Genomic DNA, 16,309 nt, shown 5'->3' with positions numbered 1-16,309 from the left:
GCTCTTTGTGAGCCCTTTTGACGTTTGAGCTCGTTGTTATCACCCTTGTTGTCTATGTAGAGCAATGATATGAAGCCATACCTGATTTCTGCGCTAGCCGCGATCCTTTCTTCTTCTGCCATGGCTTACGATGTTAAGTCCGGTGGCAAAACCAGTGTTAAAAAAGACGGCGCGAATGCCTATTCTCTTCCTGCTGCTAACTTGCCAATGAGCAAACGCCTCGATTTTAGCGTCGGTAACAGCTTTTTCCGCAACCCTTGGGTACAAGCGCCAGCGTCAACAGACGCTCGTGACGGCCTAGGCCCGCTTTTTAATACCAATGGTTGTCAGAACTGCCACATCAAAGACGGTCGTGGTCATCCGCCAGAGAAAGATGATTTACATGCCGTGTCTATGTTAGTGCGCTTAAGCATTCCTGCGATGACGCCAGAACAAAAGAAAGCTTACATCAAAGATGGCGGCATACCTGAGCCGACTTATGGTGGCCAGCTTCAAGATTTCGCCCTGCAAGATCAAACGCCAGAAGGCAAAATCGAAATCACTTACACCGATGTCCCAGTGAAATTTAAAGACGGTACGACGGTGACGCTAAGAAAACCTCATTTGAACATTACCGATCTGGGTTACGGCGATATGCACCCTGATACCGAGTTCTCAGCACGCGTGGCACCGCCAATGATCGGCCTTGGTTTGTTAGAGAGTATTCCCGACGAAACGCTACTTGCTTGGGCTGATGAACAAGATGCCGACAAAGACGGTATCTCAGGCAAAGTCAATAAGGTGTGGGATATTGAGAAGGACAATTTCTCGATTGGTCGTTTTGGCTGGAAAGCAGGACAACCGACGTTAATGCAGCAAAATGCAGCAGCATTCAATGGTGATGTCGGTCTGACGAGCCATTTATTCCCAAATGAAAACTGTACCTCGAAACAAAGCATTTGTGACGACATGCCAAATGGCGGCAAACCAGAAGTGAGTGAAAATATTCTCGACTTCGTAGAGTTTTACAGCCAGCACTTAGCTGTACCTATTCGCCGTAATGTCAATGGCCCTAACGTGAAACTTGGTCAGCAAATCTTTGCTGCGTCTGGCTGTGAAAGCTGCCACAAGACCAGTGTTAAAACGGCGAAACGACCAGAGTTACCAGCGCTTTCTGAGCAGCTTATCCACCCATACACCGACATGCTTTTGCATGACATGGGTGAAGGCTTAGCCGATAACCGTCCGGAATACTTAGCAAACGGCCGTGAATGGCGAACGGCACCGTTGTGGGGTATTGGTTATACCGAAGAAGTAAACGGACACACGTACTTTCTACATGATGGCCGCGCTCGTAACCTGATGGAAGCGGTGTTGTGGCACGGCGGCGAAGCTGAAACGGCGAAACAAAACGTCTTAGCACTGAACAAAAAAGAACGTGACGCATTGATTGCGTTTCTGAATTCTCTATAAGGAAGCAACCATGAAAAAAACACTATTAGTGAGTGCGATTGCCGCAACGTTAAGTTTGGTTGGTTGCCAATCGACCATCGGTTCGAGCTCTGCCAAGCCTGAGAGTACAAGTCATATTTCTCAAAGCGTGTACGAGGTCGAGTTTCAATCAGCTCAGACGTTTTTAGCGCAAACCACAGAACTTGAACAGCGCTTCGCGGATTACTGCGCATCAGAGTCGAAAGATGATGCACAAGTAAAACAGCAGTGGCATCAAACTATGCTTGCGTGGATGGCATTACAAGGTCAAGAACGTGGCCCTGCTACGGCATTGGAGCAAAGCTGGAATGTTCAGTTTTGGCCAGATAAAAAGAACACTACTGGTCGTAAAATGTCTATATTGACGAAATCTGACCAAGCTTGGAGTGCAGAAGATATCTCCACCCAAAGTGTCACCGTGCAAGGTTTAGGGGCTCTGGAATGGCTGCTTTACGATAAAGCGTCGACCTTATCTAGCAACAGCAATACTTGTGTGACAGGCGTAGCGATTGCAGAAAACCTCGATAACAAAGCGCAGATCATCGCGGATTCTTGGGCAGAGAACCCTTGGAAATCGCTAGAGATGACAGAATGGGAGTCTGAGTACATTTCACTGCTCTCGAATCAGCTTGAATACAGCATGAAGAAGTTGAGCCGACCGCTAGCGAAGATTGGTAAGCCTCGCCCGTATTTCTCAGAGTCATGGCGTTCAGAAACTTCGCTTTCAAACCTAAAAGCCAACCTTCAAGGGATGGAAGCGTTGTACTTTGCTAACGGAAATGGTTTAGATGCGTTATTAAGAGAGCAAGGCCATGCAGATCTCGCAGACCGTGTTGTTCATCAGTTTGAAATGGCGTTAGAAACTTGGCCAGAAGATAAGAGCTTGTTTGCTGCACTACAAACAAAAGAAGGCTATCGCATGGTGCTCTCTCAATACAATAAGCTAGAGCAATTGAAGTACCTGATTCACGAAGAAGTGGCGATCGAGCTTGGCGTAGTTATAGGATTTAATGCAACCGATGGTGACTGATCAAACCCGCCGAACTTTGCTGAAAGCCGCTCTATTCGGGGCGGCTATACCTATGATGCCATTTGGTTGTGCTTCAACAAGCTCACGTGAGCCTGCGTTGATCGGCTGCTCTATCATTGGCCGAGATAAATATGCAGCGGTGGTGGCGGATGAGCATGGTATGCCGCTATCTTCATTGCCGATTCCTGAGCGTGGTCACGGTGTGGCAACCAACCAACAAGGCCACGCCGTAGTTTTTGGTCGTCGACCTGGTACTTTCTTCATGGTGTTTGATTATCGCTCAGAGCAGATGATCAAACTGCAACTAGCAACGCCAAATCGTCATTTTTATGGACATGGTGTTTACTCCCATGATGGCACGTTGCTATTTGCCACAGAAGGGGAGAGGGGGACAAGCCGCGGGATCATTGGTGTTTATGATGTGCAGAAGCAATATCAAAAGATTGATGAGTTAACGGGTTTTGGCCTTGGCCCTCATGAAGTGATCATGATGCCTGATGGCGCATTAGCGATTGGCGTCGGTGGCGTACACACCAACGGCCGTGAACCTCTCAATCTTGATAGCATGAGACCCAGCCTGAGTTACCTTTCACAAGAAGGTGAGCTGTTGGATCAAGTGTCTTTACCGGATCATAAGTTGAGTATTCGCCACTTAGCCCATGATGGTGCGGAAACCGTGCTTTGTGGTCAGCAATATCGTGGTGAGCCGGACGAGTATCCAGCCTTGCTCGCCATGCACACGCGTGGTGGTGAAATGCAAGATCTTCAAGCTGAGCCTGAAGAGTGGGCGCGTTTCAATCACTACGTTGCGAGTATTGCAGCAACCGATGAATGGATCTTAGCCACTTCGCCTCCGGGCAGTTGTTATGGTATATGGTCTAAATCTACGGGCAAATTGGTCGAGTTAAGTGCGTTACCAGACGCCTCTGGTGTTGTGATCTACGGTGATGAATTCCGAGTCAGTTCTGGAGCGGGAAAAGTGGTAGAGCAAAGGCCTGAAGAGTCAAAAAATACCTTCGCAAGCGGTGTGCAATGGGATAACCATTGGTCGAGAATTATCTAGAAAGATCATTGAGTAATTACTTATAGAGAGTTTTGTTGTCGTTTTCGGCATCAGATTCTTAATTTTAAACCTGCAAGCTGTGAGATATTTGCCATACTTTTTATTATGGCAAGTAGCGCAAGGATCATTTCAGTGTTTGCTAGGGTTTTAATCATGACGGCACTTCTGGTGCCGTTTTGCAGCTTTTCCACCGTCGTTTCTCTCGAAGCTTCAGCGCAAGTCGAGCAAGAGGGAGCGGTACAAAAGCTGTCTGTAGAAAAAATGATCCATTATCCAGAGGTGATTGATCAACTGTATCAAAGCACCAATTACCGTTTGAACTGGGAAAATGAAAGTGATATTGAGCAGTTTCTTTTTCAAGTAAACCTGGTTGCACTTGCGGATGTCACCGACGAATTCGAAAATCAACTTCACCGGATAAACCAAGTAAGGTGGCAGGGAGATAATCTCGACTTCGATTTAGTGATGACAGATTCACTCTTGATGTACCTTAGTTATCTTGAGCAACTCCCCGAAGAAGGGGTTAATTGGCTATTTACAGACAAAGCCCATGTTACGTTACCCGCTCCTAGCATCGATACTTTATCGGTTCTGAGTAATGAGATTACGGTTGGCAAACTTGGTCAGTTTTTGGCAAGTCTCCGGTCTCCACTACAAACAGATGATGCTTTCTACTCCGCCTATTCTTCGCTATCGGAACATTCTCAGTACCAATATCCGGCCTATCAACAAACTGGGCTAGCACGTGTTGGCGATACATTAGAAAACAGACCCCTGTTGATTGAGCGAATGGAGATCGTAGGCGTAGATGTTTCTTACTTGGATTTAGTCACTGAAGAATATGACGAACAATTAGAGCTTGCGATAAAAGAGTTCCAGCGTATTCATGGTTTGAAAGAAGATGGCGTTATCGGCCCGAATACCATTCGATGGATCAACTTTTCTCCTCAAGAGCGATTGCATCTGTTGGCGTTGAATTCTGAGCGTTCAAGAATTTGGTCGAAAGAAAGGGATAATGTTGTCTTTGTTAACGTGCCTGGATACGAAGTCACGTATTGGCATGACGGTCAACCCTTGTTTGAGTCTAAAGTCGTGGTAGGGAGAGCATCAAGAAAAACGCCCATCATGTCGGTAGCACTGGATTCAGTTATTCTCAACCCAACTTGGAACGTGCCTTGGACTATCATGGTTAAAGACATTATTCCTAAAGTAAAACGTAATCCGATGTATTTGATTAACCATAACATTCAAATCATTCGGTCTTGGACTTCGAACGAAATTATTGACCCTACAACCATCAATTGGGCAACAGTGAATCCGAGAACATTTCCTTATCGTATGCGACAGGCGTCGGGCTTACAAAATGCACTGGGATTGTACAAGTTCAATATGCCTAACCCACAAGCTATTTATTTGCATGACACGCCAAGTAAGAACTTGTTTGAACAGGACAGACGCGCATTCAGCTCAGGATGTGTTCGTGTAGAACATGCAGACCAGTTAGCAGAACTTCTGTTCAAAACTCAGGGGTTGGAAGAACGTTTAGCGAAAAAGCGAGAAAGTTCTCGTCGGTCTAACACGTCAGTTCCTTTGGGAGAGCGCATTCAAGTACACATCATTTATCAAACAGCATGGTTGGAAGAGGGAACGCTTTACTACCGTGATGATATCTATAAGTACGATCACCGCAGTTGAAATCTTTAAGGAAAATTTACAAAACGAAGAATTCTCTTTTCGTTCAATAATTAAGCAATAATTACTGCATCTGAAAATCAAGATGGAGCGTTTTATGCATTTGACGTGACAAATGTGTTTGGTTAATGTCCACGACTTGTCTAGTTGTTGAGCACTGTATTTTGAAATGGTAAGTCGTAACTTTTCCCGCCGAGATTTCCTTAAAGTGACCGCTGGTGGTGTGGTGTTGGCGTCTGCCCTGCCATCATTTTCTTGGGCTTCACTCCCTGACGAGCCACGTGCACTGACGATGAACAATCTTAATACTGGAGAGATCCTCGAAACATGCTATTTCGATGGAAAACGATACATTAATGATGAACTTCAAAGGCTGAATGAGTTTTGTCGAGACCATCGACGAAATGAGGTTCATCCCATGGATAGACGCTTGTTCGATCAAATAAGTCAAATTCAAAAGTTAATTGGTACAGAAGCAGAGGTGATCGTCATTTCAGGTTACCGTTCTCCTGCCACTAACGCCTCGCTGCGCAACGGGTCTTCTCGTGTAGCGAAAAAGAGCATGCACATGGAAGGAAAGGCCATTGATTTTCGTTTAGACGGCGTGAAGCTTTCAACGGTTCGTGATGCTGCATTAAGCCTAAAAGCCGGTGGCGTGGGTTATTATCCAGGTAGTAACTTTGTTCATATCGATACGGGAGCTGTTCGTTCCTGGTAGTGCTAGTTGAGACAAGGTTTCTAGTCTCAGAACGTCGTCGATTACCCACAGTTCAAAGCTTGAAGTCGCTAGGCCTTAGTGTCATAGTTGCGGCAGTTTTCACGCAAATTTATTCGGTATAGGTTATCTATGGCTCTGAAATACCAAGTTGTTCCAGTAACATCTTTCTCTCAAAACTGTTCTATTGTCTGGTGTGACGAAACCATGAAAGGTATTGTGGTTGACCCAGGCGGCGATGAAAAGCAGCTCGTTATGCTTATCAAAGAGCTGGGTGTTGACGTGGTAAACCTAGTGCTAACACACGGTCACTTGGACCACGTAGGTGGCACGGAGCCGCTGTCTGCACTGCTTGGCGGTACAGAGATTGTTGGCCCTCACAAGGCAGATAACTTCTGGTTGCAAGGTTTGGAAGGTCAGAGCCAAATGTTTGGTTTCCCGCTGACAGAAGCGTTTGAACCGCACCAATGGCTAAATGAGGGTGACACTGTCACTTTTGGTAATCAAGTGCTGAATGTATTCCACACACCTGGTCATACACCTGGTCACGTTGTGCTTTACAGTGAAGAAGCGCGTTTAGCGTTTGTGGGTGACGTTTTGTTTAACGGTAGCATTGGTCGAACTGACTTTCCACAAGGTGATTTCAATACGTTGATTAGTTCTATCAAAGAGAAATTGTGGCCTTTAGGCAATGATGTCACGTTTGTCCCTGGTCACGGCCCTCAATCGACTTTCGGTCACGAGCGTAAAACTAACCCGTTCGTTGCTGACGAGATGCCGCTTTACTAAAAGTGCGTGTACTAAGCATTATTCTGGCTCGGCGGCAGCTAAGTATCGCCGAGTCAGTCCCACAAAATCCTCAGCCTCACGATCTAGATCACTTGCTGATATAAATAGATCGTAGCCATAAAAGCCTCTCTGATACTTCATCCGGTTGGCGAGCATCGCTAACAAACCTTTGTACTCAATCCCATCTCTGTTTATATACGGTTTAGGGTCAAGCACCATATCCTCAAACTTATCTTCACACTGATTTTGTTTCGCGCCTAAGTAAAGCAGTGCTCGCTGGCTGAGGAGAATTTCTGTCGCTATACGAGGGCAGATTGAATTTAAGTAGGGTGAGTAGTGTTTTAGACGAATACCGATCCAAGGTAGCGGTTGGTGCCACCCTTCCTGTTGGTAGCTACAAATACCGATTGACTCAATATTTCGCCATCGGACGACCCAACCTCCTTTAAAAAGGTGTTGCTGAAAGTGAGAAGCTGTCAGCGTAAAAGTGACTTGGCTTTTCTTAATCATCAAGATGGCGAAACCAACGATTGCAGACATCAAAATGACCGACAGCATGGCTTGCTTCCATCCCGGAGAAATGGCAACCAAAAACAAAGTGATGAGTGCAACGAGCAACAAAAGTATTCTGTTGATAGGGGAGTCGGGTTTGAAATGTGAATTTGTTAGGTGCAGCGTTTCCATGCTTATAACCTCATCGAATACTTGTTCAAAAATGAGTGGGCAGCTTTATATGCATTGACTTGCATTTAAAATAAAACAAACCTCTGTTTTTATACCCAGTATTCAATAAATCCGTTCATAAAATATCTGATTAAATAGTAGACGTTCTATGCTTTGAGCGCATTTTTCATCGCGTTTCGCCGCTAAAACCTACAAATTGCTTGTGAATTTTGGTATAAAACGCGCTTCAAATTTTCATCCCTGCTGAGATGCAGTGAACTGGAGAAATATTCAATGAGACTTGCTCATAAGCGTAAAGTGCAGATGAAACTGCAAAAACGCATTAAAGCGACAGTAGCAAACTTAGCTGCAGCACCTAAAGCAGTGAAGCCTGTTGCGGAAAAAGCAGTAGCACCTTCTGTTGCTGAAAAAGCTGTTGCGGAGAAAGTAGTAGCTGATAAAAAAGTAGCTGCAGTGAAAACAGTTGATGTTGCCCTTACTCCTAAGCAACAACAAGTATTAGACATCGTTATGGCGAATGCTGAAGGTATTAACCCTAAAGGCATCGGTCTAGCTGCAGGTCAAGAAGATACTAAAGCGGCATCATGGGCTACTGGCGCACTAAAGAAGCTTCTTGAAGAAAACCTAGTTCAAAAAGAGCAGTTAGCAGGTAACAAAGTTATCTACAAAGCAGTTTAATTACCGCTACCGTTCTGGATTGAATACCTCGGCCGATGCCGAGGTATTTTTTTATCTTGGTATTGGAAATAATGCATTAAGTACTGACTTTAACACTACCAATAAGTGGTTTGTCACATTTTCTTAAATACTATGTAAATTTTTTGGCAGAAAAATACGTAAGTATTGTCTTTTATTTTTATTCATAGATAAAAATATAATTTATTGATTTTGCTATTATTAGTCTTTTGTCATGACGGTTTTCCTACGTACTTGTACGTAATACCTTAGGCTAATGCCTTATTGATGAATCACTCGCTTCCGTGTTCATGCCCATTTCGCATTAGACAACATTGTTACATCTTTTATACCGAATACAGCCAATCCTAATGAAATGGATGACAACAATAACCTTGGTGATAAAGGACGTGAACGATGAGTCTAATCCAAAAATCTTTAAAACGAGTGCTCAAAACAACCGCTGTCGCTGCCGCGATGGCACTCGCAGCGACTTCTGTAAACGCTGCTGAAAAAGTCTATCGTTTAAAGCTTGCTGAAACTTGGGGGCCTAATTTCCCAATTTTTGGTGATACCACAAAAAACATGGCCAAAATGGCGGAAGAGATGTCCAACGGACGTTTGCAAATCCGCATTGATTCCGCAAACAAGCATAAAGCGCCTTTTGGGGTGTTTGATATGGTTAAGTCGGGTCAGTATGACATGGGCCACTCAGCGTCTTATTACTGGAAGGGTAAGGTTCCAAACACACTTTACTTCACTTCTATGCCCTTCGGTATGTTGCCAACTGAGCAGTATGCATGGTTTTACTACGGCGGTGGTATGGAGCTGATGGAAAAAGTGTACTCTCCACATAACTTGATGTCTTTCCCTGGCGGTAATACCGATACTCAGATGGGCGGGTGGTTCCAAAAAGAGATCAAGTCCGTCGAGGACTTACAGGGTTTGAAAATGCGTATCCCAGGGTTTGCTGGTGAGATTTTGGCTGAGTTAGGTGCCAAGCCAACGAATATCGCCCCTGGTGAGCTATATACTTCTCTAGAGCGTCGCACAATTGATGCCTTGGAATGGGTTGGTCCATCGCTGGATCTACGTATGGGCTTCCACAAAATCGCGCCTTACTACTACACAGGTTGGCATGAGCCAGCGACTGAGCTTCAGTTCCTCGTTAACAAGCGCACCTGGAACCGTCTACCTGATGATCTAAAAGCGATTTTGCAAGTAGCCATGAAAACGGCCGCTTACGATATGTACACGCAATCGAAACACGAAAGCGGCAAAAACTGGGCATCTATTAAGTCTGAATACCCAAATGTTGAAGTAAAAGATTTCCCACCTGAAGTAGTAGCTGCGTTGAGAGAAGCAAACGATCGTTTGTTGAAAGAACATGCAGAAAAAGATGCTTTGGCGAAAGAGATTCAAGAGTCGCAAGCGAACTATATGAATCAAGTTCGACCATGGTCAGATATTTCGCACCGAGCGTACTTAAACAGTCAAGCTCAACAATAACGTTATGAAGCAGGCGATGCCGAGAGGTTTAGCCTGCTATCGAAGCCCAAGAAAACTTCATAATGAATGCTCCGCACCATAGCGGAGCGCATCTAAACGTTCCACGGAGTTCGGAATGAGAAGTCTTATTTATATTGAGCGATTATTTAACCGCTTTAGCGATTTTCTCGGATGGTTATCCAGCATCCTGTTTATTTTGTTGTTAGCAAACGTTGTGTACGACGTTGTCATGCGTTACGTGTTTAATGATGTGTCTATCGCATTCCAAGAAATGGAATGGCATCTATTCTCTGCCGTGTTCTTGCTTGGTGTGCCTTACGCAATTAAGTCCGGTGGCCATGTCCGCGTCGACATTTTTTATGAACGCTTATCTTACAAAGCACAATCCATCATCGACATCATAGGCACACTATTTTTCTTATTCCCTTTTTGCCTACTGGTAGCTTGGTTTGGTATTGATTTCGCCAAGGAGAGTTACGCGTTAGGCGAGACGTCTGGTGACCCAGGTGGCTTACCATATCGTTGGATTATCAAAGCGATGATTCCGCTGTCATTTTTCTTTATGGCGGTGAGTGGTATTGGATTGTTACTTCATTCAATCAACAAAATTGTCAACCCTCATCTCATCTATGCCGGTAATAACGGTAAGTCGTAAAAGGAAGTCATTATGATCGGTATAGTGATGTTTTTTGTTGCGCTCTTTGCGCTTCTATTGGGATTTCCCGTTGCCTTTACTTTTGGTGGTATCGCGCTGATTTTTGGTGTTTGGGCTGAAGGCATCGAGATGTTTGCTTTTATGCCATATCGAATTCAGTCCATTATGGAAAATACGGTGCTAATGGCCGTACCGCTGTTCGTTTTTATGGGGCTAGTGCTACAGAAAACGAAGCTTGCTGAACAGCTACTAGAATCAATGGGGCGTTTGTTCGGTGGCGTTCGCGGTGGTATCGCTATTTCTACCGTGTTAGTTGGCGCATTGCTTGCAGCTTCAACGGGTGTGGTAGGCGCATCAGTTGTTGCGATGGGCTTAATATCTCTTCCTGTGATGCTCAAGTACAATTACGACAAAGGTTTAGCGTGTGGGACTATTTGTGCGTCTGGCACGTTGGGCCAAATTATCCCACCTTCTATCGTGTTGATCTTGTTGGGTGATGTACTTGGCGTACCGGTAGGGGACCTATTTCAAGCTGCGATCTGGCCCGGTATTACACTTGTTGGCGCCTATGTGATCTACATTCTCATCTACGCGAAGTTGAACCCTCAAGCCGCACAGGCGATAGAGCGTGATGAGTCGATCAGTCGTAAACAAGAAGTGCTCACCGCACTGAAAGCTGTATTGCCACCTTTAGCATTGATCATCGTGGTATTGGGCTCCATCTTTGCAGGGATTGCAACACCAACAGAGTCAGCGGCACTGGGCGGTGCAGGTGCGATTATTTTATCGCTATTGTATAAACAGTTTAGTTGGTCGATGATTTATGATGCATCAAAAGAGACAGTTAAGGTAACCGCAATGGTCTTTGCGATCTTACTTGGTGCGACCGCCTTCTCAATGGCATTTACCTACACCGGTGGTGATTATTTAGTTGAAGAGTGGATGTTAGAACTGCCGGGTGAAAAGTGGGGATTCCTTATTATTACCATGGTGGTGATTCTGATTTTAGGTTTCTTTATCGACTTCGTTGAAATCTGTTTTATCATCGTGCCAATTATTGCGCCAGTCGCTGAATTGATGGGCATTAATATGACGTGGTTTGCGATTCTTATTGCGATGAACTTGCAGACGTCGTTCCTCACACCGCCATTTGGCTTTAGTTTGTTCTATCTAAAAGGTGTCGCTCCAGCAGGGGTTACTACGCGAGATATCTACAAAGGTGTGATGCCATTCATCGCGATTCAGATTGTTGTGTTGGCGTCTTTGCTGTTTTTCCCAGGTTTTTACGGTATGAGTTAATCACTCGATAATAAAGAGATTTTGTGAACTGAGAGTTTTTACCTTTTGAGACAAGTTGTTAAGCTGTTAATTATGTCTATGCAGACACAATCGATTCGTTTGTACTGCTAAGATAGTAAGCTGTAAAGGCAGCGTTTCATGGAGGGAAGGGATGCCTCTCAAAGCAAAGTTAATTCTGCTGACACTGATACCCGTGGTATTGGTGTCAGCGAGTATCAGCTGGATCTCTATCTATCAAACTAAGACCCTTGGCAAAAGGGAGGTGGAGATCTTTCATCAAAACCTGATCCAATCAAAAGAAGCGGCGCTGAAAGATACGGTCGACGTCGCTTTTGACTCCATTTCTTACATCTACAACGATCCGACTTTAGAAGAGAGTGTTGCCAAAACGCGTGTGAAAGCGATTTTAAATCGTTTGAGTTATGGGTCGGACGGCTATTTTTTTGCTTATGATAAATATGGTACCAACCTTGTACACCCAGTTCTTCCGGAGCTTGTCGGGGAAAACTTACTCTATCTTGAAGACGAAAATGGCGATCGCTTAATCGAAGCTTTATTGTATCAAGCGCAATCAGGTGGAGGATTTCATCAGTACCTATGGCAAAAGCCATCTACGGGTGAAGTCGTCCCTAAGCTTAGTTACGCTGCATGGCTCGATAAGTGGGAATGGATGATAGGTACTGGGCTGTATATTGAGGATGTAAGCCGAGAAGTCGCCAATATGCGCGCGGCAGTGAACAAAAATATCGAAACGACATTTTTCTCAGTCGTCGTGATCTTAGCGGTGACCGTTGCTGTAATCATTGTTCTCACTTTGGCGATCAATCTGCACGAGCATCGCCTCGCTGATAAGAACCTGAAAGAATTGGCACATAAAACCGTGATGTTCCAAGAAGATGAGAAAAAGCATTTAGCGCGAGAACTGCATGATGGAATCAATCAGTTGTTAGTCTCCAGTAAATGTCATTTAGACTTAATGAGTCATAGACTGGAAGACGAAAAACTCAAATCCCACTTAGATAAATCACAACGATCGCTCGTCACCGCGATAAATGAGGTGCGGCATATTTCTCATCAGCTCCGTCCAAGCGCCCTCGATGATATCGGTTTAGAAGCAGCACTGACGACCTTGCTACAGGATTTTCATTCCCATTCCGGGATTGATATCGAGAGCAATTTCGATACTCAGCAGCACAAACTGACTTCGGAAGTCGCAACGACGCTATATCGCGTCGCTCAGGAGTCTTTGAATAACATTGAAAAACATGCGCGAGCGAAAAAAGTAACGGTTACTTTGCAAAAAATGGGCAATATGCTGCAATTACTCATACGTGACGATGGGGTTGGATTTGTGGTTAACCATGCAGTGCACCAACAAGGGATTGGGTTAAGGAACATGCAAGAGCGTGTAGAGTTCATCGGTGGTGAATTTGAGCTAATGAGTGAGCTTGGCTTGGGAACAGAGATTACTGTGCTGCTTAATTTGGATGAAATAGTTTATGGATAAACCGATTAGTGTAGTGATTGTCGATGATCATCAAGTGGTATTGGATGGCTTCATGGCTCGTTTGGAGTTAGAGTCTGACATCGAAGTGGTGGGTACAGCAAGTAATGGCTTGGAAGCGATAGAGGTCGCAAAACACTTGCAACCGGACGTCATATTGATGGATATCAGCATGCCAATAATGAACGGTATTGAAGCGACTGGTGTAATTAAAGAAGCTCGCCCAGAGAGCAAAATACTTATGTTGACCATGCACGATAATCGCGAGTACATCATGAAGGTCATGCAAGCTGGTGCCGTAGGATATATGCTCAAGGAAATCTCGGCCGAGAAAATGGTGCAAGCAATAAAAACGGTGAACCAAGGCTCGACGTATTTCTGTGAATCCGTCACACAAACACTCTTTACCCAAGAAGTGGTGCCTGCCACGCAAAAAACGAATCCTCTCAGCCGCAGGGAAGAAGCGGTACTTAAATTAGTTGCTCAAGGAAACAGCAGCAAAAAAATCGCCACTTTACTCAATATTAGTTATCGAACGGTAGAGACGCATCGCCATAACATTAAGCACAAGTTGGACTTACATTCGACGGCAGAGTTAGCAAAATATGCGTTTGAAACTGGCTTGACTGAGTAGGAGAGTAGTGCCCGCAAAAAGCGAGCACGTGGGAGCGAAACTAATCGGCTTTGGTAATGCTACCAAGCTCTAGCATTGGAGCAACATCGATGTCCTCTGCATTCATCATCGTCGAGATGCGTTGAACGGAAGATAGTAGAAGGGATTGCTCCCATTCTTCCAATTTTTGGAATCGATTAATGAAGTGCTCTTGCAGCGGCGTTGGTGCTTGTTTTAAGGCTTCTTGGCCCTTGCTCGTAAGTACAGCATGCACTTTACGCTTGTCTTGAACACTGCGCTGACGCTCAACAAACTGGCCTCGTTCTAGTCTATCTAGAATGGTCGTTGCGGTCGCTTGGCTCATGTTAGTGTGGCTAGACAACTGTTTAATCGTCACGTTATCTAAGTCATTGATAGCGCGCATCAAAATCAACTGTGGAGCAGTCAATCCAGACTCTTTGCTCAGCTTTTTAGAATGTAAATCAATAGCGCGGATGATCTGACGAATCGAGACCAATACTTCTTCGTACTTTTCCAATTTATTCATCCAGTCTGTAGGGAACATTTATCGAGGCGACACTAACTTAAATGCGCCCTTATTTAAAGGGGGGAAATCAAAAATTACCCCTACAATTTTACGCCGTGTCCTCAATACCATTTTGTCGCGCCTTTTCGACAAAATAAGAAGAGCTAAAATTATTATAGCAATAAATGTTTGTGGTCTAACTATTGTGGTAGTGATTTGTTCTATCAAAGGCCGTAACCACACAGTGAAAAGTAAGTTATTGGATTTTTTAATAGCAAAAAGATAGACAAAAACGTGTCAAATGATAGGATCTTGCGCCTTCACGGAATGCAAAACGTATCGTGTTCGAAAGATTTTTTTGTTTGGTACGTAAAAACACTACAAAAATAGAGAGGAACGATGACAAAGGGTATAGATAAGTACAGTATCGATAGTACCGACTATACGGTAGGTCAGGACAACGTTCAAAAATGGGGTTTTGATGTTCATAACCCAGTTTTTGGTATTAGTGCAGGTTTAATTGCGCTGTTTCTTGTCGCTGCATTAGTTCTAGATGCACATACCGCAAAGACGGCACTTGATGGGCTGAAGTGGAAAATTATTGGTTCATTCGATTGGTTGTTCATTATTGCAGGTAACATTTTCGTTATTTTCTGTTTGGCGCTTATCGTCTCACCAATGGGTAAGATTCGACTAGGTGGTAAAGACGCTGTTGCCGATTACTCGTTTATGTCATGGCTTGCAATGCTATTTGCAGCTGGTATGGGTATCGGTTTAATGTTCTGGAGTGTTGCAGAACCTGTCGCTTACTTCACCGGTTGGTATGAAACGCCACTTGGTGTTGAGGCAAATACACCAGAAGCCGCGAGATTGGCACTGGGTGCAACGATGTTCCACTGGGGCCTTCACCCATGGGCAATTTACGGTGTTGTAGCACTTTCTTTAGCATTCTTTGCCTACAACAAAGGTTTACCGCTATCTATGCGTTCGATCTTCTACCCACTTCTGGGTGATCGTGCATGGGGTTGGGCTGGCCACATTGTGGACATTCTGGCTGTGCTTGCGACTTTATTTGGTCTTGCTACATCCCTAGGTCTAGGTGCGCAGCAAGCAGCAAGTGGTATTCATCACGTATTTGGTGTTGAGCCAGGCCTAGGTCTGCAAATCGTCGTTATTACCGTGGTGACTTTACTTGCTGTTGTTTCAGTCGTACGCGGCATCGATGGTGGTGTTAAAGTCATTAGTAACATCAACATGGTTGTGGCGTTCTTGCTACTTCTCCTTGTTGGTCTTATCGGTTGGGCGGCGAGCCTAGGTTCGATTCCAACCACACTTATGGCATATGTAGAGAATATCATCCCACTAAGTAACCCGTTTGGTCGTACGGACGAAGCTTGGTTCCAAGGCTGGACAGTGTTCTACTGGGCTTGGTGGATTTCATGGTCGCCATTCGTAGGCATGTTCATCGCGCGTGTTTCTCGTGGTCGTACCGTTCGCGAGTTCATCACAGCAGTTCTACTGGTTCCAACTGCGGTTACCGTTGTTTGGATGTCTGTATTTGGTGGCCTGGCGATCGAGCAAGTTGTTGATAAAGTAGGTGAGCTGGGCACAAATGGCTTGACTGACGTATCACTTGCTATGTTCCAAATGTTTGATGTTCTTCCATTTGGTAGCATGCTTTCTATCATCGCTGTTGTGCTGGTACTTGTGTTCTTCATTACGTCTTCTGACTCTGGTTCACTTGTTATCGACAGTATCACGGCAGGTGGTAAAGTCGATGCACCTGTGCTTCAACGTGTCTTCTGGGCATTCATGGAAGGTGCAATTGCGGTTGCTCTGCTATGGATTGGTGGCTCCGAGGCGGTTCAAGCTCTTCAGGCCGGTGCCATTTCTACAGCACTGCCATTTACCTTCATTCTGCTTGCAATGTGTGTGAGCTTATTGATGGGTATGCGAACCGAGCGTCAGTAATTCGGCATTTTATAAAACCGTCTGACTAACAATTAATCAAAAGGCCAGCAATTTGCTGGCTTTTTTTGTGCGGTTTTTATGACGCTCGAGACAAAAAAATGACACATGAAAGTT

15 protein-coding genes are annotated in these 16,309 nt (G+C 44.7%); 13 read left to right on the top strand and 2 right to left on the bottom strand.

The features are described 5' to 3' along the window. Positions 1-69: 69 nt before the first annotated feature. From R7Q38_RS05965 to R7Q38_RS05940, 6 genes are all read left to right on the top strand, one after another. A complete protein-coding gene (locus R7Q38_RS05965; RefSeq protein WP_239938612.1) occupies positions 70-1,452 on the top strand; it encodes a di-heme oxidoredictase family protein in 1,383 nt (460 codons plus the stop codon). A 10-nt stretch (positions 1,453-1,462) separates the two neighbouring features. Then, a complete protein-coding gene (locus R7Q38_RS05960; RefSeq protein WP_064368585.1) occupies positions 1,463-2,500 on the top strand; it encodes an imelysin family protein in 1,038 nt (345 codons plus the stop codon). Continuing rightward, positions 2,481-3,563: a DUF1513 domain-containing protein gene (locus R7Q38_RS05955; RefSeq protein ID WP_149191751.1), complete on the top strand. Its 1,083-nt coding sequence runs from the start codon at positions 2,481-2,483 to the stop codon at positions 3,561-3,563. The genes R7Q38_RS05960 and R7Q38_RS05955 overlap by 20 nt, the downstream gene beginning before the upstream one ends. Before the next feature lie 153 nt (positions 3,564-3,716). Next, a complete protein-coding gene (locus R7Q38_RS05950) occupies positions 3,717-5,258 on the top strand; it encodes a murein L,D-transpeptidase (RefSeq protein ID WP_201273792.1) in 1,542 nt (513 codons plus the stop codon). 166 nt (positions 5,259-5,424) lie between these two features. Next, entirely contained in the window at positions 5,425-5,973 is a 549-nt protein-coding gene (locus R7Q38_RS05945; protein ID WP_165439055.1) for a DUF882 domain-containing protein, read from the top strand. Positions 5,974-6,102: 129 nt separating this feature from the next. Next, positions 6,103-6,759, top strand: a complete 657-nt coding sequence (locus tag R7Q38_RS05940; RefSeq protein WP_149191754.1) for an MBL fold metallo-hydrolase — start codon at positions 6,103-6,105, stop codon at positions 6,757-6,759. 18 nt (positions 6,760-6,777) lie between these two features. Here R7Q38_RS05940 and R7Q38_RS05935 read toward each other — a convergent pair whose 3' ends face one another. Continuing rightward, positions 6,778-7,443: a DUF2982 domain-containing protein gene (locus tag R7Q38_RS05935; protein WP_005376857.1), complete on the bottom strand. Its 666-nt coding sequence runs from the start codon at positions 7,441-7,443 to the stop codon at positions 6,778-6,780. Between the two features lie 273 nt (positions 7,444-7,716). On the opposite strand from R7Q38_RS05935, the gene R7Q38_RS05930 reads away from it, so the two are divergent. The 6 genes from R7Q38_RS05930 to R7Q38_RS05905 all read left to right on the top strand — a co-directional run bounded on the left by R7Q38_RS05930 (position 7,717) and on the right by R7Q38_RS05905 (position 13,719). Further along, positions 7,717-8,121, top strand: a complete 405-nt coding sequence (locus R7Q38_RS05930) for a hypothetical protein (protein WP_005376863.1) — start codon at positions 7,717-7,719, stop codon at positions 8,119-8,121. Positions 8,122-8,535: 414 nt separating this feature from the next. Continuing rightward, positions 8,536-9,627 carry a TRAP transporter substrate-binding protein gene (locus tag R7Q38_RS05925; RefSeq protein ID WP_017636112.1) on the top strand — a complete coding sequence of 364 codons (1,092 nt, stop codon included), beginning with the start codon at positions 8,536-8,538 and terminating at the stop codon, positions 9,625-9,627. A 115-nt stretch (positions 9,628-9,742) separates the two neighbouring features. After that, positions 9,743-10,282 (top strand): TRAP transporter small permease subunit, encoded by a 540-nt coding sequence (locus R7Q38_RS05920; protein WP_005376869.1) that lies wholly within the window; start codon positions 9,743-9,745, stop codon positions 10,280-10,282. Positions 10,283-10,294: 12 nt separating this feature from the next. Further along, the gene (locus R7Q38_RS05915; protein ID WP_005376871.1) at positions 10,295-11,581 is read left to right on the top strand and encodes a TRAP transporter large permease subunit; all 1,287 of its coding nucleotides are present in this window, start codon (positions 10,295-10,297) and stop codon (positions 11,579-11,581) included. Positions 11,582-11,732: 151 nt separating this feature from the next. After that, positions 11,733-13,088 carry a cache domain-containing protein gene (locus R7Q38_RS05910; RefSeq protein WP_005376873.1) on the top strand — a complete coding sequence of 452 codons (1,356 nt, stop codon included), beginning with the start codon at positions 11,733-11,735 and terminating at the stop codon, positions 13,086-13,088. Continuing rightward, entirely contained in the window at positions 13,081-13,719 is a 639-nt protein-coding gene (locus tag R7Q38_RS05905) for a response regulator (RefSeq protein ID WP_017636110.1), read from the top strand. Before R7Q38_RS05910 ends, R7Q38_RS05905 begins: the two co-directional genes overlap by 8 nt. 40 nt (positions 13,720-13,759) lie before the next feature. Here R7Q38_RS05905 and R7Q38_RS05900 read toward each other — a convergent pair whose 3' ends face one another. Next, positions 13,760-14,236, bottom strand: a complete 477-nt coding sequence (locus R7Q38_RS05900; protein WP_005376877.1) for a MarR family winged helix-turn-helix transcriptional regulator — start codon at positions 14,234-14,236, stop codon at positions 13,760-13,762. A gap of 387 nt (positions 14,237-14,623) precedes the next feature. Between R7Q38_RS05900 and R7Q38_RS05895 the strand changes: the two genes are divergently transcribed. Continuing rightward, positions 14,624-16,195 (top strand): BCCT family transporter, encoded by a 1,572-nt coding sequence (locus R7Q38_RS05895; protein ID WP_005376879.1) that lies wholly within the window; start codon positions 14,624-14,626, stop codon positions 16,193-16,195. The last annotated feature ends 114 nt before the right edge of the window (positions 16,196-16,309 follow it).

The sequence above is a fragment of the Vibrio sp. Vb0598 genome (genome assembly GCF_033338935.1).
Classification (GTDB): domain Bacteria; phylum Pseudomonadota; class Gammaproteobacteria; order Enterobacterales; family Vibrionaceae; genus Vibrio; species Vibrio alginolyticus.
Note: the sequence above shows the minus strand (reverse complement) of the source record. Positions and strands in the feature narration are given on the sequence as shown.